Annotated in this window: 27 protein-coding genes and 2 pseudogenes; 13 read left to right on the top strand and 16 right to left on the bottom strand. The window is 68.9% G+C overall.

Annotated elements, in window-relative coordinates; genetic code table 11:
• Window positions 1-65: 65 nt before the first annotated feature.
• Window positions 66-890, top strand: a complete 825-nt coding sequence (locus tag ACIP6U_RS47980; protein ID WP_401729786.1) for a hypothetical protein — start codon at window positions 66-68, stop codon at window positions 888-890.
• A gap of 484 nt (window positions 891-1,374) precedes the next feature.
• Here ACIP6U_RS47980 and ACIP6U_RS47975 read toward each other — a convergent pair whose 3' ends face one another.
• The gene (locus ACIP6U_RS47975) at window positions 1,375-1,776 is read right to left on the bottom strand and encodes a hypothetical protein (protein ID WP_401729783.1); all 402 of its coding nucleotides are present in this window, start codon (window positions 1,774-1,776) and stop codon (window positions 1,375-1,377) included.
• A gap of 249 nt (window positions 1,777-2,025) precedes the next feature.
• Here ACIP6U_RS47975 and ACIP6U_RS47970 point away from each other — a divergent pair, with 249 nt between their 5' ends.
• Window positions 2,026-3,087 carry a PucR family transcriptional regulator gene (locus ACIP6U_RS47970; RefSeq protein ID WP_401729782.1) on the top strand — a complete coding sequence of 354 codons (1,062 nt, stop codon included), beginning with the start codon at window positions 2,026-2,028 and terminating at the stop codon, window positions 3,085-3,087.
• A 156-nt stretch (window positions 3,088-3,243) separates the two neighbouring features.
• A complete protein-coding gene (locus ACIP6U_RS47965; RefSeq protein ID WP_401729780.1) occupies window positions 3,244-3,456 on the top strand; it encodes a hypothetical protein in 213 nt (70 codons plus the stop codon).
• Window positions 3,457-3,560: 104 nt separating this feature from the next.
• Here ACIP6U_RS47965 and ACIP6U_RS47960 read toward each other — a convergent pair whose 3' ends face one another.
• From ACIP6U_RS47960 to ACIP6U_RS47940, 5 genes are all read right to left on the bottom strand, one after another.
• Window positions 3,561-3,953, bottom strand: a complete 393-nt coding sequence (locus ACIP6U_RS47960) for a GNAT family N-acetyltransferase (protein ID WP_401729778.1) — start codon at window positions 3,951-3,953, stop codon at window positions 3,561-3,563.
• Window positions 3,954-4,037: 84 nt separating this feature from the next.
• Entirely contained in the window at window positions 4,038-4,322 is a 285-nt protein-coding gene (locus ACIP6U_RS47955; protein WP_401729777.1) for a hypothetical protein, read from the bottom strand.
• Window positions 4,323-4,395: 73 nt separating this feature from the next.
• Window positions 4,396-5,694 (bottom strand): SLC13 family permease, encoded by a 1,299-nt coding sequence (locus ACIP6U_RS47950; RefSeq protein ID WP_401729776.1) that lies wholly within the window; start codon window positions 5,692-5,694, stop codon window positions 4,396-4,398.
• Entirely contained in the window at window positions 5,691-6,149 is a 459-nt protein-coding gene (locus ACIP6U_RS47945; protein WP_401729774.1) for a CBS domain-containing protein, read from the bottom strand. Before ACIP6U_RS47945 ends, ACIP6U_RS47950 begins: the two co-directional genes overlap by 4 nt.
• Complete coding sequence (locus ACIP6U_RS47940; RefSeq protein WP_401729772.1) at window positions 6,136-7,377, bottom strand: cation:proton antiporter; 1,242 nt, start codon at window positions 7,375-7,377, stop codon at window positions 6,136-6,138. Before ACIP6U_RS47940 ends, ACIP6U_RS47945 begins: the two co-directional genes overlap by 14 nt.
• 307 nt (window positions 7,378-7,684) lie before the next feature.
• On the opposite strand from ACIP6U_RS47940, the gene ACIP6U_RS47935 reads away from it, so the two are divergent.
• Window positions 7,685-8,116, top strand: a complete 432-nt coding sequence (locus ACIP6U_RS47935) for an STAS domain-containing protein (RefSeq protein WP_401729770.1) — start codon at window positions 7,685-7,687, stop codon at window positions 8,114-8,116.
• A 586-nt stretch (window positions 8,117-8,702) separates the two neighbouring features.
• Here ACIP6U_RS47935 and ACIP6U_RS47930 read toward each other — a convergent pair.
• The 4 genes from ACIP6U_RS47930 to ACIP6U_RS47915 form a co-directional block, all read right to left on the bottom strand.
• Complete coding sequence (locus tag ACIP6U_RS47930; protein ID WP_401729768.1) at window positions 8,703-9,992, bottom strand: AI-2E family transporter; 1,290 nt, start codon at window positions 9,990-9,992, stop codon at window positions 8,703-8,705.
• A gap of 96 nt (window positions 9,993-10,088) precedes the next feature.
• Window positions 10,089-10,721, bottom strand: a complete 633-nt coding sequence (locus ACIP6U_RS47925) for a hypothetical protein (protein ID WP_401729767.1) — start codon at window positions 10,719-10,721, stop codon at window positions 10,089-10,091.
• A 91-nt stretch (window positions 10,722-10,812) separates the two neighbouring features.
• A complete protein-coding gene (locus ACIP6U_RS47920; RefSeq protein ID WP_401729766.1) occupies window positions 10,813-11,388 on the bottom strand; it encodes a TerD family protein in 576 nt (191 codons plus the stop codon).
• Between the two features lie 88 nt (window positions 11,389-11,476).
• Entirely contained in the window at window positions 11,477-11,743 is a 267-nt protein-coding gene (locus ACIP6U_RS47915; RefSeq protein WP_401729764.1) for a GlsB/YeaQ/YmgE family stress response membrane protein, read from the bottom strand.
• A gap of 193 nt (window positions 11,744-11,936) precedes the next feature.
• Between ACIP6U_RS47915 and ACIP6U_RS47910 the strand changes: the two genes are divergently transcribed.
• Together ACIP6U_RS47910 and ACIP6U_RS47905 are read left to right on the top strand one after the other, a co-directional pair.
• Entirely contained in the window at window positions 11,937-12,323 is a 387-nt protein-coding gene (locus ACIP6U_RS47910) for a BlaI/MecI/CopY family transcriptional regulator (protein WP_401729762.1), read from the top strand.
• Window positions 12,324-12,329: 6 nt separating this feature from the next.
• The gene (locus tag ACIP6U_RS47905; protein ID WP_401729761.1) at window positions 12,330-13,262 is read left to right on the top strand and encodes a M56 family metallopeptidase; all 933 of its coding nucleotides are present in this window, start codon (window positions 12,330-12,332) and stop codon (window positions 13,260-13,262) included.
• A gap of 164 nt (window positions 13,263-13,426) precedes the next feature.
• On the opposite strand, the gene ACIP6U_RS47900 is transcribed toward ACIP6U_RS47905, so the two are convergent.
• The gene (locus ACIP6U_RS47900; RefSeq protein ID WP_401729759.1) at window positions 13,427-13,879 is read right to left on the bottom strand and encodes a hypothetical protein; all 453 of its coding nucleotides are present in this window, start codon (window positions 13,877-13,879) and stop codon (window positions 13,427-13,429) included.
• Between the two features lie 89 nt (window positions 13,880-13,968).
• Window positions 13,969-14,424, bottom strand: coding sequence for a TerB family tellurite resistance protein (locus ACIP6U_RS47895; RefSeq protein WP_351905257.1), 456 nt, complete (start codon window positions 14,422-14,424; stop codon window positions 13,969-13,971).
• 188 nt (window positions 14,425-14,612) lie between these two features.
• On the opposite strand from ACIP6U_RS47895, the pseudogene ACIP6U_RS47890 reads away from it, so the two are divergent.
• Window positions 14,613-15,265, top strand: a pseudogene (locus ACIP6U_RS47890) (hypothetical protein).
• Window positions 15,266-15,290: 25 nt separating this feature from the next.
• Here ACIP6U_RS47890 and ACIP6U_RS47885 read toward each other — a convergent pair.
• Window positions 15,291-16,313: a sporulation protein gene (locus ACIP6U_RS47885; protein ID WP_401729757.1), complete on the bottom strand. Its 1,023-nt coding sequence runs from the start codon at window positions 16,311-16,313 to the stop codon at window positions 15,291-15,293.
• A gap of 510 nt (window positions 16,314-16,823) precedes the next feature.
• Between ACIP6U_RS47885 and ACIP6U_RS47880 the strand changes: the two genes are divergently transcribed.
• From ACIP6U_RS47880 to ACIP6U_RS47865, 4 genes are all read left to right on the top strand, one after another.
• Window positions 16,824-18,158 (top strand): hemolysin family protein, encoded by a 1,335-nt coding sequence (locus ACIP6U_RS47880; RefSeq protein ID WP_401729755.1) that lies wholly within the window; start codon window positions 16,824-16,826, stop codon window positions 18,156-18,158.
• Complete coding sequence (locus ACIP6U_RS47875) at window positions 18,155-19,177, top strand: hemolysin family protein (protein ID WP_401729753.1); 1,023 nt, start codon at window positions 18,155-18,157, stop codon at window positions 19,175-19,177. The genes ACIP6U_RS47880 and ACIP6U_RS47875 overlap by 4 nt, the downstream gene beginning before the upstream one ends.
• Before the next feature lie 322 nt (window positions 19,178-19,499).
• A complete protein-coding gene (locus tag ACIP6U_RS47870; RefSeq protein ID WP_401729751.1) occupies window positions 19,500-20,117 on the top strand; it encodes a TetR/AcrR family transcriptional regulator in 618 nt (205 codons plus the stop codon).
• A 40-nt stretch (window positions 20,118-20,157) separates the two neighbouring features.
• Complete coding sequence (locus ACIP6U_RS47865) at window positions 20,158-21,357, top strand: acyltransferase (protein WP_401729749.1); 1,200 nt, start codon at window positions 20,158-20,160, stop codon at window positions 21,355-21,357.
• 7 nt (window positions 21,358-21,364) lie between these two features.
• On the opposite strand, the gene ACIP6U_RS47860 is transcribed toward ACIP6U_RS47865, so the two are convergent.
• Window positions 21,365-21,628, bottom strand: a complete 264-nt coding sequence (locus ACIP6U_RS47860; RefSeq protein WP_401729748.1) for a GlsB/YeaQ/YmgE family stress response membrane protein — start codon at window positions 21,626-21,628, stop codon at window positions 21,365-21,367.
• A 209-nt stretch (window positions 21,629-21,837) separates the two neighbouring features.
• On the opposite strand from ACIP6U_RS47860, the gene ACIP6U_RS47855 reads away from it, so the two are divergent.
• On the top strand, window positions 21,838-22,047 hold the full coding sequence (locus ACIP6U_RS47855; protein WP_401729746.1) for a twin-arginine translocase TatA/TatE family subunit: 210 nt from the start codon (window positions 21,838-21,840) through the stop codon (window positions 22,045-22,047).
• A 31-nt stretch (window positions 22,048-22,078) separates the two neighbouring features.
• On the opposite strand, the gene ACIP6U_RS47850 is transcribed toward ACIP6U_RS47855, so the two are convergent.
• Entirely contained in the window at window positions 22,079-22,471 is a 393-nt protein-coding gene (locus ACIP6U_RS47850) for a hypothetical protein (RefSeq protein ID WP_401729744.1), read from the bottom strand.
• Window positions 22,472-23,364: 893 nt separating this feature from the next.
• Here ACIP6U_RS47850 and ACIP6U_RS47845 point away from each other — a divergent pair.
• A pseudogene (locus ACIP6U_RS47845) lies at window positions 23,365-24,900 on the top strand (ISKra4 family transposase).
• A gap of 180 nt (window positions 24,901-25,080) precedes the next feature.
• On the opposite strand, the gene ACIP6U_RS47840 reads toward ACIP6U_RS47845, so the two are convergent.
• On the bottom strand, window positions 25,081-25,347 hold the full coding sequence (locus tag ACIP6U_RS47840; protein WP_401729742.1) for a hypothetical protein: 267 nt from the start codon (window positions 25,345-25,347) through the stop codon (window positions 25,081-25,083).
• Window positions 25,348-25,845 lie beyond the last annotated feature (498 nt).

The following is a 25,845-nucleotide window of genomic DNA, read 5'->3' as shown; positions in this document are numbered from 1 at the left end:
ACCGAGCCGGTCACTGCCTGACCGCCCCACTGACCCAGCACCCATAGACCAGTGACCCTTGGCAGATGGTTCGTTTTCAGCACACCGTGACACTCGCCCCCGTGCCCCGCTCCTGGTTCGAGTCGTGCGTCGTCACGCTCCACGACCTCGCGGAAAGCATCGAAGCCGAAGATGCACGGTTACGGCTGCCCGACGGACGGAGGCTGCCCGAACTACTCCTGGCCCAGGGAGCCCACCTGCGACCGGGCGCCCGCTATCACCCCGAGAACGACGACGGCAGCGGACCGGACATCGACCAGACGCTCACGATCCTCGCCTGGGACCGCAAGCGGGAGACGGCCCTGGAACTCGTCACGCTCGACGACGATCCCGGTGGCCCCGGCCACATGGCCTGCACGCTCCGACTCACGAGCGCCGAACGGCCGCGCGAGGCAAGGCTCTCGGTGAAGGTGCAGGTAGGCGGCGACTCATGGACGAAGTACACCAGCGGCAGCGGACGCCTGCACCTCGACCTCGGCAAGTGGTGGCCGCAGGCAGCAGGCCGCGGCCGTCCGAGGGCCACACCCCTGACCGGCAGACTCGACCACGCGCTCGCCCGCGCCATGGTGACAGCCGTGCCGCGCCCGGCCGGCGACGGACGCTGGCGCGTAACCGTCACGGTACGAGTCAAGGGCCGCTCCTTCACCCGCCCGCTGCTCCCCCTCGCCATGACGTTCATGGGACGGCGGGCACGCGGGGCCTTCTCCAAAGCGCTGGACGGCGCGGCGAAACAGTGGAACGACCAGGTACCGGAGCTGATCCGCAAGGACATGCAGCAACTGCCCCTGGAACTCGTCGAGTCGCTGTTCGCCACCAATGAGCAACGGACAAGCCCCTCACCGGGCACGTGAAGGAGATCCGGCCAGCCTCTGGAGGTTGTCTCGTCTCGTCGCTCGGCCCCGCACAGCAGAGGTCCCTTCGGACACCTCCGACGGACCTCTGTACCCCCGCTTCCCCGGGGTTCCTCGTCAGCGTGCCGTCCGTGCCGGTGTCGGCAAGGGAAGAGACCACGGCATGCTGCTGCGGGGCCCGGCCGACCGGGTGCGGAGCCGACTGCGGTTCTTCGGGAGTTGGATCCCGAAGCAGGAAACAACGCCCGGCGATTCCTGCGTAGCGGGCGAGCCGACCGCGGTGCCGTCCGCGGCCGAGTCGGCGTACACCGGCGCTGCCTCAGCCAATGCGCCGGAGACGGTGGCAGGGCGGTCGCATTTTCGGGTGGCCCGTCTCATGATTTCCCTGCTTGCCAGATGCGGTGCGGGTAGGCGCCCGCACCGCACAAAATGCAAGGAAATCATCTAATTTATGGCATATCGATCTTTCATTTCCGTGCGCGTTCTACAACTCGGGCCGATTACGTGCCGCGTCGGTGTGGCTCAGGTCCGGCCACTCGCTGTGTGACGCCCACATCGCCACACGAGTGACGACATACGCGAGCGCCACGGAGCCGACGAGGACAGTCACGGCCAGCAGGGCGTACAGGAGTCCGGGGATCTCGGAACGACGCAGGAACACCGAGCCGCCGAGGCTGAACATCCACGCCAGCGCGATCACGAAGGAGGCCGCAGCAGCCACGGGCAGGTCGTACCCGCCCGGTGCGTCGGTGGCCACATCGGAGTCGAAGCTGTCGCGTTGAATTCTGCCCAGCAGGACCCGCAGCCAGAATCCGGCGATCACAACGAGCGCGGCGGTGAACGTGACCGTGGGAAAGCCGACGGCAGTGTCGGCGATCTCTTGCACCTGCCTCACCCCGATTCGTCGGCGGCCGGAAGGGACCCGGTGCCGGACTTCCGTGGCCCGGCACCGGACTCGCCCCGGTTTCTGCCGAGAACATCATGGCAGCGACATCGCCGATTCCGCATTGCCTCACACCGGCAACGTAGACGCCCACACTTCATGCCGGGCTCTCCCACCGTCCGGGGGTCTGCCACTCTTGTCCCTCGTGCGTTAGGAATACGCCAGCAGCGCGTCAAGAATCGAGGAGGCCGGGTGACGGGGCGTGAGGTACCCGACGAGTATCTGGAGGGCTATGCCCGGATACTGGCCGAGGCGTGCGGGACAGGCCGCCGCCTCACGCGGGACGAACTGGAGTCCCTGCGGACCCGGGGAGAGGGCGCCGCCGAAGCCGGACTCGGGCTACGAGCCCTCGTCCGCCGGCATCTGTCCGTGACCCGGGAGCACTGGCCCACCCCCACTTCTTCAGACACCGATCGTGTCCTGGCCGTCGTCGAGCAGGCGATCGACGCCTTCGCCGAAGGCCATGAACGCGCGCAGGGGCTCGCCGTGCGCCAAGAGGAAGGCATACGCCGGGAGTTCATCGACGACCTGCTCTACGGACGCAGCGATCTGGGCCGCCTTTCCGAGCGCGCCGAGCGCTTCGGCCTGCTCCTCTCCCGTGCCCATGCGGTCGCCGTCGCTCAGGGCGGTAAGCCGGTGGAGGACACGCATCCGGCCACTCGGCAGGTGGAGAGCGCCGTGATCACCAGGTTTGGTGAGCGGCGCATCCTGCTCACGACGAAGGACGGTCGGCTGGTCTGCATCGCCCCCGGAGAACAGGACGAGGTCCTGGCGTTCTTCGCCAAGCAGGCACACGCGGCCACCGACGGAGGGCAGGTCGCCATCGGACGCCCCCACCCGGGCGCCGGGGGAGTCGTCCACTCCTACGAAGAGGCCCTCAACGCCCTCGATCTGGCCCACCGGCTGCACATCGAAGAGCCGGTGCTGCGCGCCGCCGACCTGCTCGTCTACCCGGTTCTGACCCGTGACCGGCAGGCCATGGCCGACCTTGTCCGCAACACCCTGGGACCACTGGAGTCTGCGCGTGGCGGTGCCCAGTCGCTCGTCGACACGCTGACGGCATACTTCGACTCGGGCTGCGTCGCGGCCGAGGCCGCCCGCCGCCTGAGCCTGAGCGTGCGTGCCTTCACCTACCGCCTGGAGCGCATCCACAAGCTCACTGGAGCCAACCCGGCCGACTCCGTCCACCGTTACACCCTGCAGACCGCGGTGATCGGCGCGCGACTTCTGGGCTGGCCGGACAACGAGGTGTGACCTGGCGGCCTGCGCTGGCCGTCAGCGCGGGCGCGTGGCGATTGCCGAGGTGCGGAAAGCATTCACGGCGCGATGGTGCCGAGAACTATCCATGACGCGGAACGGATTGAGGCCGCAGGATCGGCGCATGACTCAGGGGAAACGGAGGGTACGTCGATGCTCGCGGTGATCCTCGGCATCGCGCTTGCCGTGCTCATGGCCTGGGCGATCGGTGTTCTCGTCCGCAGGGAGCGCCGGCGGCCAGAGAACAGCGCGGAGGCGCAGCGGATCGAGGCGGTCGCCACCAGGAGTATCCGCGACACGCGGCGCCGCGCCCGAGCCCTGCACCACATTGGTGGGGCGGCGGGGATCAGCCGCCTCGACGACTGAGACGTGAAGCACTGACGGCAGCGACGCGGGTCGGGATGCCGTGCAAAGATCGTCCTCGCCGTGCAAAGATCGCTGCCCTCGCTGAAACGTGACTGGGCACCAGGTCAGTGGGGCGTTCGGTGGCCCAGCAGAGTGCGCCATGTCCGCCGGAAGGATCCTGTCAGGTGGCAGCACAAGGGGCCGCCGTGGGGCAGGGCGATCGTGGTCTCCTGGACCATTGCCAGGAAGAAGGCCCGCCCGTCCCGGGTCTGCAACGTCGTGTTCCACCGGTAGCCGGGGTGATAGGCGAGGAGGGAATGAACGAGCTCGCGGCCCAGCCCCTGGTGCTGCCAGGCGTCGCACACCCAGATGTCCAGTATCCGCCCTGTACGGCACGCCGGACAGGCACGGAAGCGCAGGCGCCCGACGAGGTGGTCGTCGGGATCGAGCAGGACGATCTCGACAGGTGTTCTCGCGGAGGCAGCGGCAAGGCCGTTGAACCACATGGACGGACTCACCCGGATCTCCTCTCCCGGAGTCTTCGGTGCCTCATCTTCGGGACGACGAGGTCGACGATGTGGAGCACACCAGGGCGCGCCAGTTCAATGACGTCCCCCGTTCCGGTCCCTGGGCCTGTCCGCCGCCGGCGCGGTGGACAGGTGGACGATGTGGGCGATGAGCGCCCCGGCCAGCACCGCCCAGGCCACGGAGGCGAAGCCGGCTGCCCGCCAGCCGCCGACGGAGAGAAGCACAGCCACGGTGGCCCCGGAAATCATCGGTTGGCGGCGGGCAAGGAAGCACCACTGTCGGCGCGCGCTTCCCGGGTGACGGATCTCCACCAGTGCGGTTCGGATCACCAGCATGGCGACGGCAGCCACGGGTGCCATGAGCGATGCGTCCGTGCGCGTACTCCTTCCGGTCCGAGTGGTCGTTCCCGTGGCATGTCCGGCAGGCAACAGGTCAGCCGAGCGCGAAGTAGCGCAGCCACACATAGCCGAGGGCGATGGCCACGGTGACGAAGGTGACGACAAGCCCGTACTTGGTGAACTGCCAGAAGGAGATGGGCTGCCGGTTGCGTTCGGCGATACCGAGGACGACGACGTTGGCGCTGGCGCCGATCGCTGTGGCGTTGCCGCCCAGGTCGGCGCCGAGGGCGAGGGCCCACCACATGACGTGGTCGCTGCCGCCGCCCATGTTCTGCACCAGGTCGCTGGTGATGGGGGCCATGGTGGCGACGTACGGAATGTTGTCGACGATGCCGGAGAGGACTGCGGACGCGCTCAGCAGCGTGATGGAGCCGCCGAGTTCGTTGTCACCGATCGCGTCGGCCAGGGACTTGGAAACCTCGCTGATCACGCCGGTCTCGATCAGCCCGCCGATCATGATGAAGAGCCCGGCGAAGAAGGCCAGCGTGGGCCACTCCACCTCCTTGAGCACGTCACCGGTTTCCGCCGACGAGATGGCGATGAGCAGTCCGGCGCCGAGCAGGGCGACGATGCTGGGCTCGTAGTGCAGCACCGGATGCAGGACGAAGCCCGCCACGACCAGCGCGAGCACGATCAGGCCCTGCACGAGGAGCCGGGGATCGCGAATGGCCTCGCGTTCCTCCAGCGCCATGACCTCGGCGGCGCGGTCCTCGTCGTAGACGAAGGTCTTGCGGAACATCACGCGGCACATCAGGACGAAGACGACGATCAGGATCGCCGAGATCGGGGCGAGGTGGACCAGGAAGTCGTTGAACGTGAGGCCGGCGCGGCTGGCGATGATGATGTTGGGTGGGTCGCCGACCAGGGTTGCGGTGCCGCCGATGTTCGAGGCCATGACCTCGGCGATGAGGAAGGGGGCGGCCGGCAGGGCCAGGCGCTCGCAGACCAGCAGCGTCACTGGTGCGATGAGCAGCACGGTGGTCACGTTGTCCAGCAGTGCCGAAGCGACCGCCGTGATGACGACGAGCATGGCCATGACCCGGAAGGGTTTGGCTCGTGCTCGCTTCACGGACCAGATCGCCAGGTACTCGAACATGCCGGTCTTCTTCAGTACGCCGACGATCATCATCATGCCCATGAGCAGGAAGATGACGTTCCAGTCGACGCCGCTGTGCTCGGAGTAGAAGGCCGACTTGTCGTCGGTCGCACCGATTGCCAGCATCAGGGCCGCGCCGCCGAGCGCCACGGCGACGCGGTGGATCTTCTCGCTGATGATCAGGGCGTACGCGCCGACGAACACGACGACTGCCGCCCAGCTGTGCCAGTCCCTCACGATCCTCCGATGAAGTGCTCCAGAAGGGCGGCCGCGGTGACCGCGCCGATCAACGTGGCTTTGTCGCCGTTGCGTTCGACGACCGCGACCAGGGGGATGTCCTTACGGGCCATCAGTACGGCGATCTGTGATGGCGCGGCGTCTGGGCCGACGACCGGGGGTGTGACGCGGCCGCGCGGCAGCCACTCGGCCACCGGCCGTCCGGTCATCGCCTCCCTGGCCTCCTCCTCGAAGTGATCGTTGACTTCGGCGGCGAGGAGCGGCCCGTCCCGCATGTACCAGGGCAGCAGGGCGCTGATCACACGGGCGGACGGCACGGCTGCGTATGGGTAGTCGTCGCGGTCGAGGACCAGCAGCACGGGCAACTGTTCCCGTACGAGCAGGCGGGCCGCGTCGAGCGCGTCGTCGTCGGCGGACACGGTGGGGTAAGGGCTGGCCAGCTCATGTGCGCGCATTGGCCTGGATCTCCTTGGGGCGTGCGTCGGTGTCCTCGCGCCCGGACGGGATTCCGGCCAGGTCGTCGACGTCGAAGGCGCGGGCGATCGGTACGTCCGTCGAGCTGTGCGCGATGATCGAGAAGGCGATGCACACGGCGATCAGGGTGAAGGCCTCCTCGGCCTGCGGGATGCCCGACTGAAGCACCAACAGGCCGTAGACCACGGAGGCGAAGCCCTTCGGGCCGAACCAGGCCGCCACCAGTTTCTCCTTGCGAGACAGGCTCGTACCGATCAGCGAGAGCAGCAGCGAAGTCGGCCGGATCAGCACGATCGCCAAAAACACCGCCACATAGCCGCCGAACGACAGGTCACCGAACAACTGCGGAGTCAGCAACGCACCGAACACCAACAGCGCCGCGAACTTCGCCAGCTCCGCCAGCGCCTCTCCCAGCGGCTCGAAGGACTCCTTCGCCTCCGGCGACACGTGCACCAGCGCCGCGCCCGCCGAGAACGCCGCCAGGTATGGGTTGGCGTGGGTGAGGTGGCACACCGCGTACAGGATGATCCCGGTCGCCAGCGGCAGAAGCGGCTGCAGCTTCGGCTCGGCGCCCAGGAGGCGGAAGCGTACGAGGCCGTTGACGAGCAGCGGCAGCGCGACACCGAAGACCAGGCCGAGCAGCAGTTCCAGGGCGATCTTCCCCGGCGACGCTTCCGCGCTGTCCGCTGTCGGACCCGCGGCCGCGATGAGGATGAGGACGACCGGAAGAGCGAGCCCGTCGTTGATGCCGCTTTCCACGTTCAGCAACTGCCGCAGCTTCGCCGGCACTTCCCGGCGTCCGACGATCGCTGAGGCGAACACCGGGTCGGTCGGCGCCAGGACCGCTCCGACCAGGAACGAGGTCGTCCAGTCCAGGCCTACAAGGAAGTGCGTGATCAGCGCCGTGAAGGCGAACGCGAGCGGCATGCCCAACCCCAGGGCGCGGGCGGGGTTCCTCCAGTTGGCCCGCAGCTTGGGCAGCGATACGTGCATGCCGTCGGTGAACAGCACCGCGAAGAGCGCCAGATCGGCCGTAACGGCGACGATCTCGCTGTCCGGCGTGATGTGGATCAGGCCGAGGAACCCGTCACTGACCAGGGCCCCGCCGACCAGGAAGAGGAAGGACGTGGAGAGCACCGTGCGTGCCGCCAGACCTGACAACAGCGCCGCCACCAGCAGCGCCGCGCCGAACACGGCCACGAGCACCATGACGGTTACCCCCGATCGGAAGAGAGAGTGATCCCCTGCTCGCCGACCAGGCTTCCCGGCACACCGAGGGGAACCCTACCCGCCCTTGACGCGTTTTTGACAGATCACTAATAGGCACAATGAGCACGGTGATATTGCCGGATCCCGGCAACGGTGACGGCGGGGCTGGATTTAAAGACCGCAGATACCGATCGGCTCAACCGGCGACAGCCCGTGAGGCGGACGCGGCGACCTGCGCCTACGCTGACCCTCAGGTGCGCCGGGAAGCCTGGTCGGCAGTTGCCCGCCCTCTGCCCTGGAGCCCCGGATGCCAGACCCTTTTTCTTCGGCATGGCAACACCATGGGCATCACCGGCTGCTGAGTATGGGAAGCCGCCTGCTGCATCCGTTCCGCAGCCGTCCGTTCAGAGCCGAATCCACCCCAGACCGTGCTGTTGTCCACCTCTCGGGGGAGATCACCTCCGAGAACGCGGGGCAGACAGGGAAGGCTCTCGAAGAACTTCTGCGTCCGGGAATCATCCGCCTTGAGATCGACCTGAGTGAGGTGACCTACCTCAGCAGCGACGGTGGTGCGGTGTTCTTCATGGCGCTGCGCGCAGCGCGGACGCGCGGCACACGGGTGATCGCCACGCACGTGAGAGCCCAAGCCCGGAGCACCCTCGAACACCTGGTGCTGTCGCGCGTCTTTGAGGTGTACGACGGGGTTGGGCCAAGTTGCTCATCATGCGGGAGCGAATAGCCGCTCTCCGCCAGGGCCCGGAGCGACCCTGCAGAGGCTGGCTGGAAGTGTCGACTACGGATTCGTGCCGTACGTCCGCCGACCCAACGGCGAGCCGATCTTCGCTGAGGCCGAGGTCTTCACCGCCCCGTCCGGCCCGAGGACCAAGCGCCGGGCTGGACCCTGCTGCGCGCCCTTGTACAGGACGGCGCCGAGTCGACCGACACGTGAGCCACGCCGACTTCCCTGGTCAAGTTCTTGTGTTCAGCTCGGCGGGCTGGCTGAGAGGTGGCTGGCCCCTGCCGTTCGGGCGCCGGCAAGGAGGGTCACTGCGTCGCGCTCTGGATGCCTAGGACGTCGTACAGGTGCCGGCCATGGGCCCATGTCAACGGTTGGAGATTCCCCGACTGGCGCCGTGCATGGGCGGCCTCGGGGGTGAGTCGGCTGCGGATCGTCCAACCCGGGATTCCTGAGGTACGCCCGCCGGGGACCCCATGCGCCGGACGGAAGAACCGTGGCTGCACATAAACGGAGGGCTGCTCCGGGCATGCGGCTGGGTCGGCAGTGGGACATCCGGTGCTGTGCAAAAGGAGGACGGCCACCTGGCTCAGCTGCCGACGGTGGACGAAGGCCCCCGGGTCGAGGGCTTCTCGTTGTCCGCCGTCGCCCGCTCTCCAGTCCTCTGCTCCAGCAGCCTCTGGACGCGCCCAGCGAGGTTCGTGCGGGAGCCCCTGCTGCGATGGCCCTCGACTCGGGGGTCATCTGTGACGTGGTAGCGCTTCACGTATGCCCCGAGGAATGCCTGGAGTGTGGCGACCGCTGGGATGGCAATCAGGGCGCCGACGGCGCCGAGGAGGGCAGTACCGGTGATGACCGAGCCGAAGGCGACCGCTGGGTGGATGTCGACGGTCTTGGCGGTCAGTTTGGGCTGCAGCAGGTAGTTTTCGAACTGCTGGTAGATCACCACGAAGATCAGCACCCACAGCGCGTACCAGGGATCGACCGTGAAGGCGATCAGTATGGGCAGGGCGCCCGCGAGATACGTGCCGATGGTCGGGATGAACTGCGAGACCAGACCGACCCAGACGCCGAGCACGGGCGCGTACGGCACGTCCAGGACCTGGAGCAGGATGTAGTGTGCGACTCCGGAGATGAGGGCCATCAGACCGCGCGAGTAGATGTAGCCGCCGGTCTTGTCCACGGCGATCTCCCACGCGCGCAGCACCTCGGTCTGGCGGGCGGGCGGCAGGACGGAGCAGATCGCGCGGCGCAGCCGCGGGCCGTCCGCGGCGAAGTAGAACGAGAACAGCGTGATCGTCAGCAGCTGGAAGAGCCCGCCAAGGACCTGGGCGGACACATCCAGGACGCCGGTGGCGCCGTTCTGCACGTAGTTGCGCAGCCAGCCGGAACGGAGCAGGCCCTCCTGGACGTCCACGCGCCTCAGCTTGGTGTCGAAGTGGGTGTTGATCCAGTTGATGACGGAGTCGAGGTAGGCCGGGAAGTCCTCGGCGATCTTGATGACCTGCTCGGTGAGCATGGAGCCGAGCAGTGTGACGAACCCGGCGGTCACGATCACGAGGCTGAGGAAGACCAGGAAGGCGGCCAGTCCCCTGCGTAGCCCGCGGGAGGCCATCCAGCTCACTGCGGGCTCGATCGCGAGGGCGAGGAAGAAGGCTATGAGGATGTTGATCAGCAGGCCGATGAGGTGATGGAATGCCCAGCCGGCCAGTTGGAACGCGGCGATGAAGGCGAGCGCGAGCACCATGGCGCGCGGCAGCCAGCGCGGCATACGTGCAACCGGCCCGATGGCCTGTCCGGGTGGAGGATGAGGGCTCGGCGCCGTGTCGAATGCAGACACGTGCGGGGCGGCCTGGCCGGTCTCGTCTGTGCGTGCCACTGTGCAAGTCTCGCCCACGCCGCCTTGTAGCCAGACGCCACCCCTGGCGTTCCGCTGCCGGGCGCCTGACGCAATGCGCGGCTGCGAGCGGCGGTCTCAGTATCCGGTCCTCGGAGGCTCGGCACCATGGGGGCGAGTGGGGCGGAGGGCCAGATCCTCGCCGATGTACCGGCGCAGATGGGGTAGCACGCCGCGTTCCAGCAGGGCCTGCTGCCAGTTCAGCCGTGCCTGCTCCAGCCGGGCGGAGTGCGCGGAACCGCCGCGTCCCAGTACCGCGGCGCCCAGCAGTGAGACGAGGGCGACAAGTGCGCTCAGGGCTGCGACGAGGCCGAGGATCCAGCCGACCGTCACCAGCGAGCCGGGCAGTGTCCCTCGTGCATCGGCCAGTCGGAGCACGTAGCCGAGTACGAACAGGACCGCGCCGGACGGGCCGGCCACCAGGGGTGTGAGCACTGCAAGAGCGGGCAGCAAGCCTGCATTGGCGCCGTCCTTGGTTTCCTCGGCGGACGCGTTCAGGAAGAGACGGGTCAGATACGCGTGATACTCGCCCTGTGCCGCGGTCGCGATCTCGTCGGCGTCCGCGAGCGCCCGCAGGCGCAGGCGGGCGGTGGCCCCGCCGGTCGGATCGGCCCGCAGGGCGCTGCGGATGTCCGGGGTGCTCAGCGCCAGGTGCAGTACGGCTTCGAAGTCCGCCCGGTCCTCGGGGCGGAGGCCGGCCGGATTGCTCACGTGAATCTCCTGGCGGGTAGGGGCATCGGTGCGGGGCAGCGGTGTGCCGGGCCCGCTGCTGGGCGCGAGCCCGGCCGGGCGGTTATCTGGGTCAGACGTTGACGCCGAAGTCGGCGGCGATGCCGGCCAGCCCGGAGGCGTAGCCCTGTCCGACTGCGCGGAACTTCCACTCCGGGCCACTGCGGTAGAGCTCGCCGAAGACCATGGCTGTTTCCGTCGAGGCGTCCTCGGACAGGTCGTATCGGGCGATCTCGGCGCCGCCGGCCTGGTTGACGACGCGGATGAAGGCGTTGCGGACCTGGCCGAAGCTCTGGCCGCGGTTCTCGGCGTCGTGGATGGAGACGGGGAAGACGATCCGGTCGACCTCGGCGGGCACGGCCGCGAGGTTCACCTTGACGGACTCGTCGTCGCCCTCGCCCTCACCGGTGAGGTTGTCGCCGGTGTGCTCGACCGAACCGTCCGGGCTGGTGAGGTTGTTGTAGAAGACGAAGTGCCGGTCGGACAGGACCTTGCCGGAGGCGTCCAGGAGCAGGGCCGAGGCGTCGAGGTCGTAGTCGGTGCCCGTCGTGGTGCGCACGTCCCAGCCCAGGCCGACCAGGACCGCGCTCAGGCCCGGCGCCTCCTTGCTGAGCGAGACGTTGCCGCCCTTGGACAGGGAAACTCCCACGGTGAACTCCTTCTCGATGTGTCAGGTCGGGGCCGGCGCGGCCCGGGCTTAAAATCTACAGCAATGTAGAAAATGGTGAAGGGGTGGTTCAGTCGCGGGAGTTGCCAAAGAGGAGGCGGTAACCGATCAGCAGGACCAGAGCGCCCGCGATGGCCGAGCCCCAGGTGGCGGCGTCGAAGAACTCCCGCTGCACCGGCCGGTCGAGGAACCTTGCCGAGAGCCATCCGCCCAGGAAGGCTCCCGCGATGCCGATGAGCGTCGTGCCGATGAGTCCGCCAGGATCGCGCCCGGGGAGGATGGCCTTGGCGATGGCCCCGGCGAGCAGTCCCAGAACCAGCCATGCGATGAAGCCCATGTCTGCCCTCTCTCCTCGTGTACTGGTGTCGTCTATGCGGTCCAGACGGACCCATCCGGGCAGCCTATCTTCTACAATTATGTAGATGATGCAGTGTGAGTACTGCACATAATCCGCGGTGCGGTGGGTGGCCGCCGGGGCGTCTATACGATGGCCGCCCGTGGATTCGGGGCCGGCAGAAGGGAGACAGGGCGTGACGGACCAGCGGGGTTCCCGGCGACGGGGGCAGGGGGAGCTGGAGGCGCTTGTCCTGTCTGTGCTGCGCGAGGCGGACGGCCCGGCGAGTGCGGGCTGGGTGCAGGAGCGCCTCGGCGGTGACCTTGCCTATACGACGGTGATCACGATCCTGACCCGGCTGCTGGCCAAGGGCGCGGTGACCCGCGAGCGCGCCGGCCGGTCCTTCGCCTGGACCCCGGCCTCGGACCAGGCGGGCCTGGCCGCGCACAAGATGCGCAAGGTGCTGGACGGCGAGAGCGACCGTGAGGCGGTGCTGGCCCGCTTCGTCACCTCCCTGGAGCCGGGCGATGAACGGCTGCTGCGGGAACTGCTGGATCATGCGAGGGGCGAGAGGGAAGACTGAAGCCTCATGGGGGTGTTCGTCTTTCTGCCGCTGGTCCTGCCGCTGACAGCATGGCCGATCGCGCGCCTGGCCGAGCAGCGGCTGCATCCGCGGACCGCGACCCGGCTGCTGACCGGTGTGGCCGTGGTGATGGCGCTGTGCAGCACGGTGTGCCTGGGCCTGCTGATGGTGGTCGGCACCGCGCAACTGCCCGGCAACCCGCTGCCTGATGGCTGGTCGGACCCCGAGGTGCGCCAGGCGGTCCCGTACGACGAGGTCGCCGGGAAGCTGGCCATCCCGGCGCTGCTCGCGGTCCTGCTGACCTGCGGCCGCACGCTGTGGCGGCACGGGCGGATCCGCCGCCGTGCCCACCGGGCCCTGGCCGGACTTCCGGGCACGAAGGTAGCGGTGCTGTCCGACGAGGTGCCGTACGCGTACGCCCTCCCCGGCAGGCGGCGGGACCGGGTCGTGGTGACCACCGGCATGCTTTCCTGCCTCGAACCGGCCGAGCGCCGCGCCCTGTTCGCCCACGAGCGCGCCCATCTCGCCGCCCGGCACCACCGCTTCCTGCTCGCCGTCCGACTGGCCGCGCGCGCCAACCCGTTCCTGCTCCCTTTGCGCACGGCTGTCTCCTACACGACGGAACGGTGGGCGGACGAGGAGGCCGCGCGGACGGTCGGCAGCCGCCGGGACGTAGCGTGCGCGATCGGCAAGGCGGCCCTGGTCTCGCGCGGCACCCCGGCCGCCACGCTCGCGGGCGTCGCCGCGCCGGGGCCGGTGCCGCGCCGAGTGGCTGCCTTGCTCGGCCCCGCGCCGACGTCGCGCAGCTGGCCGTCGGTGTTCACTGCGGTGGGCTTGGCCGCCTGGGGTGCGGCCGTTGGGGCCGCGGTCTCCGCGCTGTCGTCCGCGAACTCGGCGGTGACGATGGTGCTCATCCTGTATGCGGCGACACCGCTCTGACCGTGGACAGCGGTCCACAGGTACGGCGATGTCTCTGGCGGGCCCCAGGCGGCCCGAATCAGCGCCGCGTGCGAACAGCGCCGGCCGGTCAGCCTGCCGGTCGGCGCGAGCCCGAGACGTACGGGGGGTGCGGAGGCGTCCCTGGCCGCGACCCGCGGGAGTTGTCAGGCAAACGGCACAGTCGCCTGGGGCTGGCCGGCCTGGCCCGCGGCCCCAGTAGCCGCGCGATGCAATGGGAGTAGGAACGCGACGACGAACAGGCCGAAGAGGGTGATGGGCAACAGGCGCAGCAGCCTCGAAGGATCATCGTGCAGCCAATGCCGGTTGCCCCACCAGTTCGCGCAGACGTCCATCACCATCACGGCGCCTGCCAGCCACACCCCTTCCCTCCGCTTTACCCCCACCAGCACGGCGACGAGCGGATCGAGGACCGCCAGGCTGACGAAGAACGCCTGCAGGGGAACCTGCGGAAATGACGCATAGGCATGGATGCCGCGCCAGGCCAGGTCGAGAGCGTGGACGCAGGCCCCTTCAAGGAAACCGATCACGTACACCGCGCGGACCCATCTCGCCCACACCGGCTGTCCGCCCCACCGCTGACGCAGTTCAGACCCCACCGGGCCACCCTAGACGAGCCTGGGTGTCCGGATCCGCCGTCGACGACGCCCGTGCTGGGCTGCCGTCGGCGGCCGGCACAGTGGGGCGATCAGAGGTCGAACTCGTGCGGCGGCAGATCCAGGGTGAAGCATGCCTCGCGCACGACGGCCTGCTCGGTCTTGTCAAAGTCGCCGTCGGCGCCGCCGATGACGATGCCGATCTGGATGACGGCGCGGGCCTCGGCCGGCTTCTTCTTCGCCTTGGCGATCTCCTGCAGCACGCTGACCTTGCCGAAGGCGAAGTCGGCGGTCAGCTTGCCCAGGTTGTCATCGAAGCGCCGCTGCAGGTCCATGGCGTCGAAGTTCTGCAGCACCTCGTTGGTGGCGATCAGCTGGGCCACCCGCTGCCGCTCGGAGGGGTCGATGGTGCCGTCGGCGGCGGCGACGAGCGCGCACATCGCCATGCTCGCATCGCGGAAGGCACCGCTCTTGAGGTCGTTCTTCTTCGCCACGAGCTGGGTCTGCATCGTCGACGCGGACTCCTTGAGGCGGTCCCACAGGGCCATGTGAACTCCAAACGGTTGGTCGGCCGGTTCGCGTTGGTGGCGGTCCGAGCTCGTAAATATCTACAGCAACGTAGAAACTAACGGTCCGGCGGAGAAGTTCCGGCGATTTCCGCCAGGTTCATAAGGCGGGTCGCGGCTCTCACGTGGGCGCTGCGGCCGTGACGCCCTGCCTGTCTAGGATTTCAGGCATGGCGAAGCGCAAGGTGCATCGACGGGCCCGGAAGATCCTTGGCGAGGACCCCGTGGCCATGGTCTGGTGCGAGATCGGCAAGCCGATTCCCGCGCCTCCCAAGGCCGTCCACCGGGCTGCGGGCAAAGGGCGGTTGAAGCCGAGGCACCACTGGCTGCTCTATGTCGGCGGTGTTGTGTTCTTCTTCGTCATCGTGCCGATGATGTTGATCGACAAGTTCGGCGACGTGCTGGACGGGCAGACCTCTTCCGGAGAGAGAGGCTCCACCCGGGACCGCGCCGCCAGCAGCGGCCGCCGTGAAGTCGGCGACCCCGCCAGAGGCATCTTCGATGGTGACTGGAACCTGACTGCGGGCAGTTGTTGCTGCGCTAGTACGGCCACTCACCCAACCCGAAACGACTGGTGATGCTGGCTCGTGACCGCGTCTGCGTGGCCGCCTCCCCGGGCCGTACGCTGTCGCCCACCACAGCCGACGACTTCCGGACCATCGCGGAGTTCCCCTTCACCGAGGCTCGTATCGAAGCCGAGGCGGGCCAGCCGCGAGGGTTTGCCACCTTCAGGATCCGCTTCACCGACGGCTCTTGGCTGGAGCTGGGCCGACTGGGTGAGCCGGAGGACGCGGACCGCTTCCTGCGTACGGTCAGCGCCTGATCCGATCCTCCGGCCACCCGCGCCGTCAGTCCTCGTCTTCGTCTTCCTCGTCGCCCTCGAAAAAGTCCCCGACCTCGTCGACGACCTCGGCCGCGACCATCCCGCCCACGACGCCGACGGCGAGGCCGGCCGCACCGGCGGCGATGGCGGTGCCCATGCCGGGGCCGGAGCGATGCCCCTCGTGATGGTGCTCGTCGTGTCCGTGTCCGTAGTGGCCGCCGTGGCTGCCCGCGTACGGGTCTGCGTGGGTGTAGGCGGAGTGCGAGCCGTAGGAGGCGCAGTGCTCGACGAGCTGGCGGATCCAGCCGTCGATCAGGGTGTTCCAGTCCTGGTGCTCGATGCCGTCGTGGGAGACGGTGAAGCGGGTGAGCGCGTCGTGCCCCTCGGAGAAGAGGCCGCCGCGCTTGTCGGCCTCCAGGACCACCTCCATGCCGCCGGGGTGGGCGAGGAAGGTCAGCTCGATCTCGTTGACCTGGTGGGCGTACTGCGGGGCCGGCGTGAGCTCGATCTCCTGGTAGAAGGGCAGCTGCTGGCCGGTGCCGCCGATGCGCCCGTACTCCAGGTCAGCGGACTTGAAGCCGAAGCCGAGCTGTCCGAGGGCTTCCAGGATCGCCTCCTGGGCCGGAAGCGGGCCCACGGCGAGCTGGTCGAGGTCGCCCTTGTCCTTGGCGCCTGCCACCGACAGTTCGGTGCGCACGCCGAGGACGATGCCCAGGCCCTGTCCGTACAGCTCGGTGATGGGCGTCTCCCACGGCAGCATCACACTGAACGGGATGCTGTGCTGCTCGCCCTCGGCGAGCCGGAAGCCGCCGCCGACGGTGAAGCGTTCGAAGGCGACGACGCCCTCGCTCTCACCCTCTTCGTGCTCGGCCTCGACCCGGGCCACCAGCTCCAGGGTGATGTGCTCGATGTCGAAGTCGGCGCTGCCGCCCCTGAGATGGACCTGGCCGCTCAGCGTGGAGCCGGGGCGGGCTGCGCCGGGGTCGAGGACCGTGTCGACCGTGGGGCCGCCCACGCCGAGCGAACCGAGCAGTCGTTTGAACACCATCGTGGCGTCCACTCCTTAACGTGCGTGTGTTCCGTGAGAGCGATGCCGCATGCCTCTGCGGGAGCTACGGCAGCGGCTGCGCGGGGGCCGGGCTGTCGTGCCGTGCTCTGTGTCCAGGTCGGTCGAAGCCATGCGTCTCATCCCGTCGCGCGTGCAGGTGAGAGGCGCGCGGCTCCCGGGAACAACCGGTAGGAGCCACCGCGTTCTCTCTACAAACACGTAGAAGCATAGGGTCGCCGCGGGCTGGTCCCCAGCGCATCCTGGCGGCTGCGGCGGGAAAGTCCGAAAAGAGCCGCCGATCGAGACCGGCGGTGGCTGACCTGGGTGCTTTGCCGATCTTTTACGATAATGGGCAGGGTGTGTCTCTGCCCTGCCGACGACTGAGGGCCCTCTGGCCCTCCCGAACAGAAGGAACGACGGTCCCGCAATGGGTGAGCCCCCCAGTACCAGCCGCGTCGTACCCCGTCCGCAGTCCGCGCTGTCCGTGCGTGAGGGATCGGGGGTGACGCGGTGACCGAGGTCCTGCTGCTCCTGCTGGCCCTCCTGCTCACACTGGCCTGCGCGGTGTTCGTCGCGGCCGAGTTCTCCCTGACCACCGTCGAACGCTCTGACCTGGAGCGCGCCGCAGAGGCGGGCGAGCGTGGTGCCGAGGGCGCGCTGAAGGCCGTACGCCGTCTGACGGTTCAGCTCTCCGGCGCCCAGCTCGGCATCACGGTCACCTCGCTGGTGATCGGCATGATTGCCGAGCCGTCGCTCGCGGCGCTTCTCGAAGACCCGCTCAAGGCGGTGGGGCTGGGCGGTGCCGCCTCGTCGGTGGCGACGGTGCTGGGTGTGGCCGTCTCCACCGTGGTGCTGATGGTGGTCGGTGAGCTGGTGCCGAAGAACTGGGCGATCTCCCGCCCGCTGGCCGTCGCCAAGGTGGTCGCCGGCCCGCAGCGCGGCTTCACCGCGGCCTTCGGGCCGTTCATCCGGCACCTGAACAACACCGCGAACCGGTTCGTCCGCCGCGTCGGCCTGGAACCCGCCGAGGAACTGGCCTCCGCCCGCAGCCCCGAAGAACTGGTCGCACTCGCACGGCACTCGGCCGCCGAGGGCGCCCTGGAGGCGGACTCCGCCGAACTGTTCGTGCGCACCCTGCACCTGGGCGAGCTGACCGCGCAGAACGTCATGACGCCGCGCGTGGACGTCAAGGCGCTCGAAGCGCACGCGACGGCCGCAGACGCGGCGAACCTCACCCACGCCACCGGCCTGTCCCGCTTCCCGGTGTACCGCGACAGCCTGGACGAGGTCATCGGGACCGTCCACATCCGCGACGTCCTCGCCCTGGAACCGGAGAAACGAGCCGTCACCCTGGTGACGGAGCTGGCCACCGCACCCCTGCTGGTGCCCGACAGCCTGACTGCCGACCGACTGCTGGAGCGGCTGCGGGAGAAGCGCACCATGGCCGTGGTCATCGACGAGTACGGTGGCACGGCGGGCGTGGCGACGATGGAGGACATCGTCGAGGAAGTCGTCGGCGAGGTCCGCGACGAGCACGACCCCGTCGAGGTACCCGACCTGCTGCCCTCGCAGGCCGGCGCGGACGGCCGCGCGGTGTGGGAGGCGGACGGCGGCGTCCGCCTCGACCAGCTCGGGGAGATAGGACTCGCGGCACCGGAGGGCCCGTATGAAACCGTGGCCGGCCTGATCGCCACTCGCCTCGCCCGCATACCCGCCAAGGGCGACACCGTCGACCTCGGCGGCTGGCAGCTGGACGTCCTGGACGTCGAGCACCACCATGCTGACCGGATCCGCATCACCGAACCGGCCCAGGTGCCGGTCCAGGCGGGGGAGGAGTCCCGATGACCACCCTGCAACTCGTCATCGGCGCCCTGACGCTGCTGACCAACGCGTTCTTCGTGGGCGGCGAGTTCGCGCTGATCTCGGTGCGCCGCAGCCAGATCGAGCCGCACGCCCAGGCGGGGAACACGCGGGCCCGGATGACCCTGTGGGGCCTTCAGCACCTCTCCGCGATGATGGCTACCGCCCAGCTGGGCATCACGGTCTCCTCGCTGGTGCTCGGTGCGGTCGCAGAACCGGCCATCGCGCACCTGCTGGAGCCCGGTTTCGACGCGGTTCACATCCCGCACGGCCTGGTGCATCCCATCGCCTTCGTCATCGCCCTGACGGTGGCGACGTACCTGCACATGCTGATCGGCGAGATGGTCCCCAAGAACATCGCCCTGGCCGCACCGGTCCCGACCGCACTACTGCTCGGCCCGCCGCTGGTGGCCCTCACCCAGGCCCTGCGACCGGTCGTGTTCGGCATCAACGCCTTCGCCAACGCCCTGCTGAAGCTGCTGCGGGTCGAGCCGAAGGACGAGGTCGAGTCGGTGTTCACCGACGATCAGCTCGCCCGGATGGTCCTCGACTCCAGCGAGGCTGGCCTGCTGTCCACGGCCGACGGCGAACGGCTGCGCGACGCCCTGGAGCTGGGCACCCGCCCGGTCGGCGAGATCCTTGTCCCGGCCCAGAAGATGCGCACGGTCGCCCACACCGTCACCCCGGCCGAACTGGAGCGGACCGCAGCCGCTGCCGGCTACTCCCGCTTCCCGGTCACCGGCCCGAACGGCACCCTGCTGGGCTACCTCCACATCAAGGACACCCTCGGCATCACCGACCGCGACCAGCCCTTCCCGCGCACTGTCCTGCACCCGGTCACCCAGGTCCGCCTCGACACCCCGCTGGACGACACCCTCACCGCACTGCGCGCCGACGGCAGTCACCTGGCCGCCGTCACCGGCGAGACCGGTGCCGTCCTCGGCTTCGTGACCATGGACGATGTCCTCTCCGAGCTGGTCGGCCCGGCACCGGCCGCCGCCTGACCACCGGGCCACCTCGTGCACGCCCCTGCACGAGGTGGCCCGGCCTGGCGCAGGCCCGCGGTGGCCTGCGGTCTGCCCGGCACGGTCAGCTGCCTGCTCGTTGGCGCGCTGCCCGACGCGGCCCCACGGGCCAAGGCTCCCGACCAAGAGCTCCAGGCCAGGATCGCCGCCGTGCGGCCATCTCTCGACGCCCTTGAAGTGAAGCCCGCGTCACCACTGCGTGCCCAGTCAGCGCAGGAAAGTACGGCGCGGCCCCGGCACCTCGGGCCCCGAGCGCGCGACGGCCGACCGGCCGCCTCGCGACGGCGGATACGCTGCCGCCATGGTGCGGGCGGTGGCGAAGAGTGATCTGACGGGGCGGGCGCGGCTGCGCGAGGCGGCGCTGGAGCTGTTCGCCGAGCACGGCTTCGAGGCCACCTCGACCCGGGCGGTGGCGGCCTCGGCCGGACTGTCCCCGGCCCTGGTGACCCGGCACTTCGGATCCAAGCAGGGTCTGCGGGAAGCGGTCGACGAGTACGTACTGGAGCGCATCGCCGAGCAGTTGAAGGGCCTGGACCCCGGCAAGGGGGTGATGGCCTCCCTCGGCGAGGTCTCCGCCCAGGTCTTCGGGGCGGATCCGGTCCTGCGCGGCTACCTGCGGCACGTCCTGCTGGAGGACAGCGAGGCAAGCGCCGCTCTCTTCGGCCGCCTGCTGTCCGGCGCCCGCACGGAGCTGCGACGCCTGGCCGAGGTCTACGGCGAACAGGGCCCCGACGAGGAGTGGGCCCCGTTCCAGATGCTCTGCCTGATTCTCGGCCCGCTGCTGCTGGAGCGGGTCATGCAGTCCAACCTCGCCGAGCCGATGTTCGCCCCCGACGTGCTGGCCCGCCGCAGCGCAGCCAACCAGCGCCTGCTGCTGCGGGGTTACTACGGACAGCTGGAGGCCGGGGACGGGGGTTAACCCCAGTGCGGGGTGTATACGTGTTTACAAGAATGAACACATGGACACTCCCTTTCCTCTGCGGTCCGCACCGCCGCGCATACCCACGTCGTCATCCCGCCTCGCCTGGCTGGACAACCTCCGCATCGCACTGACCGTCCTGGTCGTCGTCCACCACGCGGCCCAGCCCTACGGCCCCGCCGACTGGTGGTACGTCGAAGGCCAGCCGCGCACCGGCACCCTCGCGACCCTGTCGGCGGTCGACGGGGCGTTCTTCATGAGCCTGTTCTTCTTCGTCTCCGCGGTCCTCGTGCCCGGCTCCTACGACCGGCGGGGCGCCCGCCGCTTCCTGACCGGCCGTCTGCTGCGTCTCGGCCTGCCACTCGTTGTCGGCGCACTCACGATCGTGCCGGGCCTGATGTACGCGTACTACGTGCACTACCGCGGCTATCCGCCGATCTCCTTCCCCCGCTACTTCACCGACGTCTACCTCGGACTCGGCGACAAGCCCGCCGACTGGAGCGGCCCGTCCTGGCCCGACCTGCAGTTCGGACACCTGTGGTTCATCCAGAATCTCCTCGCCTACAGCGTTTTGTACATGCTGTGCCGCCAGGTGGCCCGGCTGGCGCGCACGCGCGGCGGGCGGAGCCTGCCGGTGCCGGGCCACCGTGGCCTGCTCGTCCTCACGGCCGCGATCGCCGCCGCCACCTTCCTGGTGCGCCTGCGCTATCCACTGGACACCTGGGTGCCGGTGCTGGACTTCCTCCAGGTCGAGCCTGCCCGCCTGCCGCAGTACGCGGCCTTCTTCGTCCTCGGGGTGCTGGCCCACCGCCATCACTGGCTGGAGCGGTTCGACGCTCGCACCGGATGGATGTGGCTGGCCGGCGGACTGGCTGGCGTCGCGCTGCTGTTCGGGCTCGGCGCGGACGCCGACTGCTTCGGACTGGGCGGCTTCGACGGCCCGTCCGCGCTGTGGGCGGCGTACGAGAGCGCGCTGTGCGTGGCGCTGTGCGTCGGGCTGCTCACGCTGTTCCGGGAGGTGCTGACCGGCTCCACCCGTCTGTCGGCGGAGCTTGCGGCCGACTCGTACGCTGTCTACATCATTCATCTGCCGCTGGTGGTGACGCTGCAGTACTACCTGGCTGGCCGCGGACTGCCGGCCGTCGGCGCGTGGGCTGCGGTCTGCGCGCTCGCACTGCCGACGGCCTTCCTGGCCGCGGCCGGGCTGCGGCGGCTGCCGGGCCTCCGTCGGGTGCTGTGAGCGCCGGTCAGTGACGCACCTTCACCTTGCTGAGTGCCGCGACGCCGAGAGCAGCGAGGGCGATCTGGATGAGCCACTCGATCCAGTCGACGCCGTTGGTGTCGGCGACGTCGAGGCCGGCGGCGATGCCGGATCCGATGAACGCGGCGACGATGCCGATCGCGATCGTCCACAGGATGCCGATCCGCTGGCGCCCGGGAACGACGAGCCGGCCCAGGACACCGATCACGATGCCGATGACGATCGCGCTGATGATGCCTGAGATCTCCATGAGCCGTAGGTCACCCCTCAGATGGTTGGTGACATACGAGTGCCCGTTCGAGGCGGAGCCACGCGGCTCTACTTCTCGGCCAAGGAGACTGGAAGGCGGGCTTGTTGAATGATCGCACCCCGGGAGATACTTCTACAGTGATGTAGATTGCAGGGCTCGGGCGGTGTGCTGTATCGGCCACCGCCTGCCACCGGGAGAGAGTAGACCTGATGTTCGGCCTGAGTGAACTGGCCCTGATCCTCATCGTCGTCATCGTGGTCGTCGGCATCAAGAAGCTGCCTGAGCTGACGCGGTCGGCGGGCAAAGCGGCTCGGATCTTCAAGAGCGAAGCCAAGGCGCTGAAGGAGCAAGACGCTTCCGGTGCGCCGCCCGGACCGGGACGGGTTGTCCCGGGGCATGGCGAAGCCCTCGGCCGCTGATGCGGCGGCCGAGGGCTCCAACTGGGGCTGATTACGGTCCGGCGGTCGGCGGGGGCGGAGGGGGAACGGTGCCCGGAGTGCCGTTGGGGGGCTGCGAGTGCCCGGTGCCCGGGGTGGGCGTGACGTGCTGCACGTCCGCCGTGGGGCGGGTCGTCCACCACATCACGGCCACCAGACCAACGGCGCACGCACCAGCGACGACCAGCCCAACTGGGGGGCGTCGCGGGGAGCGCACCAGGCGCAGGCCTATCCAGCCGACGCTTGCCCCCGCGAAGACCACAATCGGCGAGGTGAGGTCGCCGTTCTCGTAGGTGACCAGCAGTGCGTCGTAGTTGGTGAACAGCACCAAGAGCGTCGCGTAGAGCACCGCGATGACCCCGCACAGCCCTTCCAGCAGGCGCAATACGCGTCGAACTCCGCTCATGCCCTTCTCCTCCCTAGCTCGGCCGACCGCAGGGGCCGTCACCTGGCAGTCAGGAAAAGCCGCAACCGGCCAGTCACCTTTGTCATACCGGTGGAGCCAGATCAACTTGGTACACCGATGGCCCTCGAAAGCCTTGGAACGGCGGGGCCCAAACACTTGGGGTGCGGCTCTTCTGCAGTGAGCTGGTGATGCTGTGCGCCGTTGCCGTTCGTGGTCGGAGGGCGGATCGTCGTGTCCTGGGACGTGGTCTTGGAGGCGGCGATGGTGTCGTGGTTGGAGGAGCTCGATCGGCGGGAGGCTGCCGCGCGGGAGGAGATTGCCGAACTGCGGGACCAGATTGGTGAGTTGAGTCGTCGTCTTGCCGACCGGGAGGAGGTGTTGTCCCGGTTGGAGATCACGCGGGAGACGATGACCGAGATCCTGTCCGGCGACGAGACGATCACAGTTGCCGGGGTGGAAGCGGAGGTCAGCGGGGCGGGGGCTGCTGAATTGCCGCCCCCGGCAGGGTCGCCGGTCGGGGTGCGGCTGTGCCGCGGTGGACGCCCGAGCTGGGGATGGAGGTGCTGCCGGATTCGTACCGGGACATCGTCGAGGTTCTTCAGGATGCGGTGCATCCGATGCGGGCGCATCACCTGTGTGCCGCGCTGGGATTGTCGACGGACAAGAGCAAGGTCGAGGGCTTCCGGTCGAAGCTGAAACGACTGGTGGAGCGGGGGTGGCTGACCGAGGCCGAACCGGGACTGTTCGCCGCGCCGGGCGGCGGCGGCGGCCGACGCGGGTGCGCCGGAGCGGGATCGGCCCGCCGCTGCACCTCGCCGCGCCGATGCCGGGGCGGGCTCTCGTCCCTCGCGTCGACGGTGCCAACCAGTCCACACCCCAGGATCGAGAGCCCGATGAACGGAGCGTATGACGCCGCTGCGTCGGCTGACCCCTTTGACCGAACCGTTTCCTGCCTCACTTCCCTCATCGAGAACCTCTCCAGTACTGATGCGCTTCGCCTGTCACACGAGCAGGTGGAAGAGATCGCCGAAGGCGGGGCGCGGGAGGTGGCCCGTCTGCTGTTGCAGGGCCACCTCGACCTGCGCGCCCGCCTCGAAGAAGCCCGGCTGACGGCCCTTGACGCTCCGGGCCGCGCCGCGCTCGCCGCGGGCCGCACCCGTTTGGAGCGCGGGCACCAGCGTCAACTGGCCACCGTGGTCGGGACGGTGACCGTCACCCGGTACGCCCTGCGTGCCCCGCACCGGCCCAACTGTCACCCGGCCGACGCGGTGTTGGGGCTGCCGATCGGGCGGCACAGCCTGGGACTGCGCCGGCTGGCCGTTCTGGAAGCCGTCCGCGGTTCCTACGACACCACGCTGGCGGCGATCGAACGCCGCTGCGGCACCGCGATGGCCGGCAAGCGTCAGGTCGAACAACTCGTGCGGGCCGCCGCGGTGGACGTCCCCGCCTTCTACGCCGCCTGCACCCCCGCCCCGGCCGCAAGCTCGACGCTGCTGGTGCTCAGCGTCGACGGCAAGGGCATCGTCATGCTTCCTGACCATCTGCGCGAGGCGACCCGCAAGGCCGCGATCCGTGCCCAGCACACCTTCCGCACTCGCCTGGCCGTCGGGGAGAAGCCCGGCCGCAAGCGGATGGCGACCCTGGCGGTCGTGCACGACGCCGACCCGGCCCCGCGCCGGGTGCACGACATCATCGCCCCGCCCGGCGGCCGCACCGGCCGACGCACCCCGCGCAAGGGGCCAAAAGCCCGCGCGAAGTGGATCACCGCCTCCGTCGAACACGACGCCGCACACGTCATCACCGCCGCATTCGACCAGGCCGAAGCCCGTGACCCGCAGCATCAGCGATGCTGGGTGGTGCTGGTCGACGGCGCCGAGCACCAGCTGGAGTTGATCCAGAAGGAGGCCGACCGCCGGCGCGTCACGATCCATATCGTCCTCGACATCGTCCATGTCATCGAGAAGCTGTAGGCGAGCGCGCGGTGTTTCCGCACCGCGGCCGATCCCGCCGCCGAGACCTGGGTCGGGTTCAAGGCCGCCCGGATCCTGGCCGGCGATGCCCCGGGCGCCGTTCGCGACCTCCGCCGCGAAGCCGAACGCGGCCAACTCACCGGCGAACAGCGCATCACGACCGACAAGACCTGCCGCTACCTGGAGAACAACGCCGCCTTCGTGCACTACGACAAGGCCCTCGAAGCCGGCTGGCCGATCGCCAGCGGAATCGTGGAGGGAGCAGCACGGCACCTTGTCGCCGACCGTCTCGATATCACCGGCAGCAGGTGGAGCGTCCCTGGCGCCGAGGCCGTCCTCGCCCTCCGGGCCCTCATCAGCAACGGAGACTTCCCGCAGTACTGGATCTTCCACACCCAGCGGGAACACGAACGCCTCTACCCCCAGCCCGACCAGCACCACTACGAACTTGGAGCCTGACCCTCGAACTCACTCAAGAAGAGCCGCACCCAAACGCAATGTCCCCTCATGGTCAGGCGGAGGCTGAGCGAATGCTCCCTTACCCGGCTGCCTTCTTACCGCGCGAGATGCGGCGCGCAGGCGCACAGATGTCGCACGACCGACGCCGTCGGCGTGCAACACCCGTACAAGTTTGCCAACTCAGACGGGCGCCTGTTCCAGCCGCCAAGGAGGCCGGGGCTTCGTCGTTGCTGATGGGCGTCGGGGCCCTCTGCGGTCGTCGGCGTTGTCACCGTCGGCGCCCAGCAGGGAGCCGTCCCATGCGGCGGCCTCGGTGTCGAGGCTTGGCGCCGGCGGGTCGCCCATAGGGCGGAAGATGCGGCGGAGTCCCGCGATCTCGGAGTCGGTGAGCGGTGGCCGGGCCGCGACGAACTCGCTCACGAACTCGTCGAGATCCTGGCCGGGCATCGGCCAGCACCAGCCGTGAGCGTCGATTATCACAAGATCGGCTTTCTCGTGCGTGGAGTGGCCTTCCGAAGCGCCTGGATCGCCTCGAAGCAGCAGGCCCGCAGTTCTCTGCCGATGTCCGCTCCTCGGCCACGACACCGGTCCAGAAGCCGTGGCCGAGGATCACGGCGGCGAGTTCGACTTTCCTTGTTCGCGATACGTCGATGCGCTGCAGGTCGGCAGAGTCCCAGCCGGGGGCGGGAGGAGGTGCGCCACGCGTTCTCGTGGGTCGTCCACGCGGACAGCGGTTCGGCGGACCAGGGCTGCCTCTTGAGCAAGTTATTCAGCTCGCCTCGTACGTCATCAAGCTCGTCCTGGGTCTGGGTGATGCCCTTAGGGAAGTCGTGTGTCGTCTCGTCTCTCGGGTCACGTCCGCTGGAGTGGTGTATTGACGGCCACTAGGTGATCTCGTCTTTGAGGCTATGCGGTGAGTTCGGTGGGCATGACGGTCTCGTCGGT

The organism is Streptomyces sp. NPDC088794 (assembly GCF_044750545.1).
Taxonomy (GTDB): Bacteria; Actinomycetota; Actinomycetes; order Streptomycetales; family Streptomycetaceae; genus Streptomyces.
This window is presented reverse-complemented; position numbering and strand designations above follow the sequence as displayed.

Excerpts from the sequence above, each read along its gene's own strand:
- ACIP6U_RS47905 (WP_401729761.1), top strand. The coding sequence starts at position 12,330 with ATGGGGGTGTTCGTCTTTCTGCCGCTGGTCCTGCCGCTGACAGCATGG.
- ACIP6U_RS47895 (WP_351905257.1), bottom strand. The coding sequence starts at position 14,424 with ATGGCCCTGTGGGACCGCCTCAAGGAGTCCGCGTCGACGATGCAGACC.
- ACIP6U_RS47980 (WP_401729786.1), top strand. The coding sequence starts at position 66 with ATGGTTCGTTTTCAGCACACCGTGACACTCGCCCCCGTGCCCCGCTCC.
- ACIP6U_RS47885 (WP_401729757.1), bottom strand. The coding sequence starts at position 16,313 with ATGGTGTTCAAACGACTGCTCGGTTCGCTCGGCGTGGGCGGCCCCACG.
- ACIP6U_RS47870 (WP_401729751.1), top strand. The coding sequence starts at position 19,500 with ATGGTGCGGGCGGTGGCGAAGAGTGATCTGACGGGGCGGGCGCGGCTG.
- ACIP6U_RS47840 (WP_401729742.1), bottom strand. The coding sequence starts at position 25,347 with ATGCCCGGCCAGGATCTCGACGAGTTCGTGAGCGAGTTCGTCGCGGCC.
- ACIP6U_RS47915 (WP_401729764.1), bottom strand. The coding sequence starts at position 11,743 with ATGGGCTTCATCGCATGGCTGGTTCTGGGACTGCTCGCCGGGGCCATC.
- ACIP6U_RS47865 (WP_401729749.1), top strand. The coding sequence starts at position 20,158 with ATGGACACTCCCTTTCCTCTGCGGTCCGCACCGCCGCGCATACCCACG.
- ACIP6U_RS47965 (WP_401729780.1), top strand. The coding sequence starts at position 3,244 with ATGCTCGCGGTGATCCTCGGCATCGCGCTTGCCGTGCTCATGGCCTGG.
- ACIP6U_RS47875 (WP_401729753.1), top strand. The coding sequence starts at position 18,155 with ATGACCACCCTGCAACTCGTCATCGGCGCCCTGACGCTGCTGACCAAC.
- ACIP6U_RS47945 (WP_401729774.1), bottom strand. The coding sequence starts at position 6,149 with ATGCGCGCACATGAGCTGGCCAGCCCTTACCCCACCGTGTCCGCCGAC.
- ACIP6U_RS47855 (WP_401729746.1), top strand. The coding sequence starts at position 21,838 with ATGTTCGGCCTGAGTGAACTGGCCCTGATCCTCATCGTCGTCATCGTG.
- ACIP6U_RS47935 (WP_401729770.1), top strand. The coding sequence starts at position 7,685 with ATGCCAGACCCTTTTTCTTCGGCATGGCAACACCATGGGCATCACCGG.
- ACIP6U_RS47850 (WP_401729744.1), bottom strand. The coding sequence starts at position 22,471 with ATGAGCGGAGTTCGACGCGTATTGCGCCTGCTGGAAGGGCTGTGCGGG.
- ACIP6U_RS47955 (WP_401729777.1), bottom strand. The coding sequence starts at position 4,322 with ATGGCACCCGTGGCTGCCGTCGCCATGCTGGTGATCCGAACCGCACTG.
- ACIP6U_RS47940 (WP_401729772.1), bottom strand. The coding sequence starts at position 7,377 with ATGGTGCTCGTGGCCGTGTTCGGCGCGGCGCTGCTGGTGGCGGCGCTG.
- ACIP6U_RS47860 (WP_401729748.1), bottom strand. The coding sequence starts at position 21,628 with ATGGAGATCTCAGGCATCATCAGCGCGATCGTCATCGGCATCGTGATC.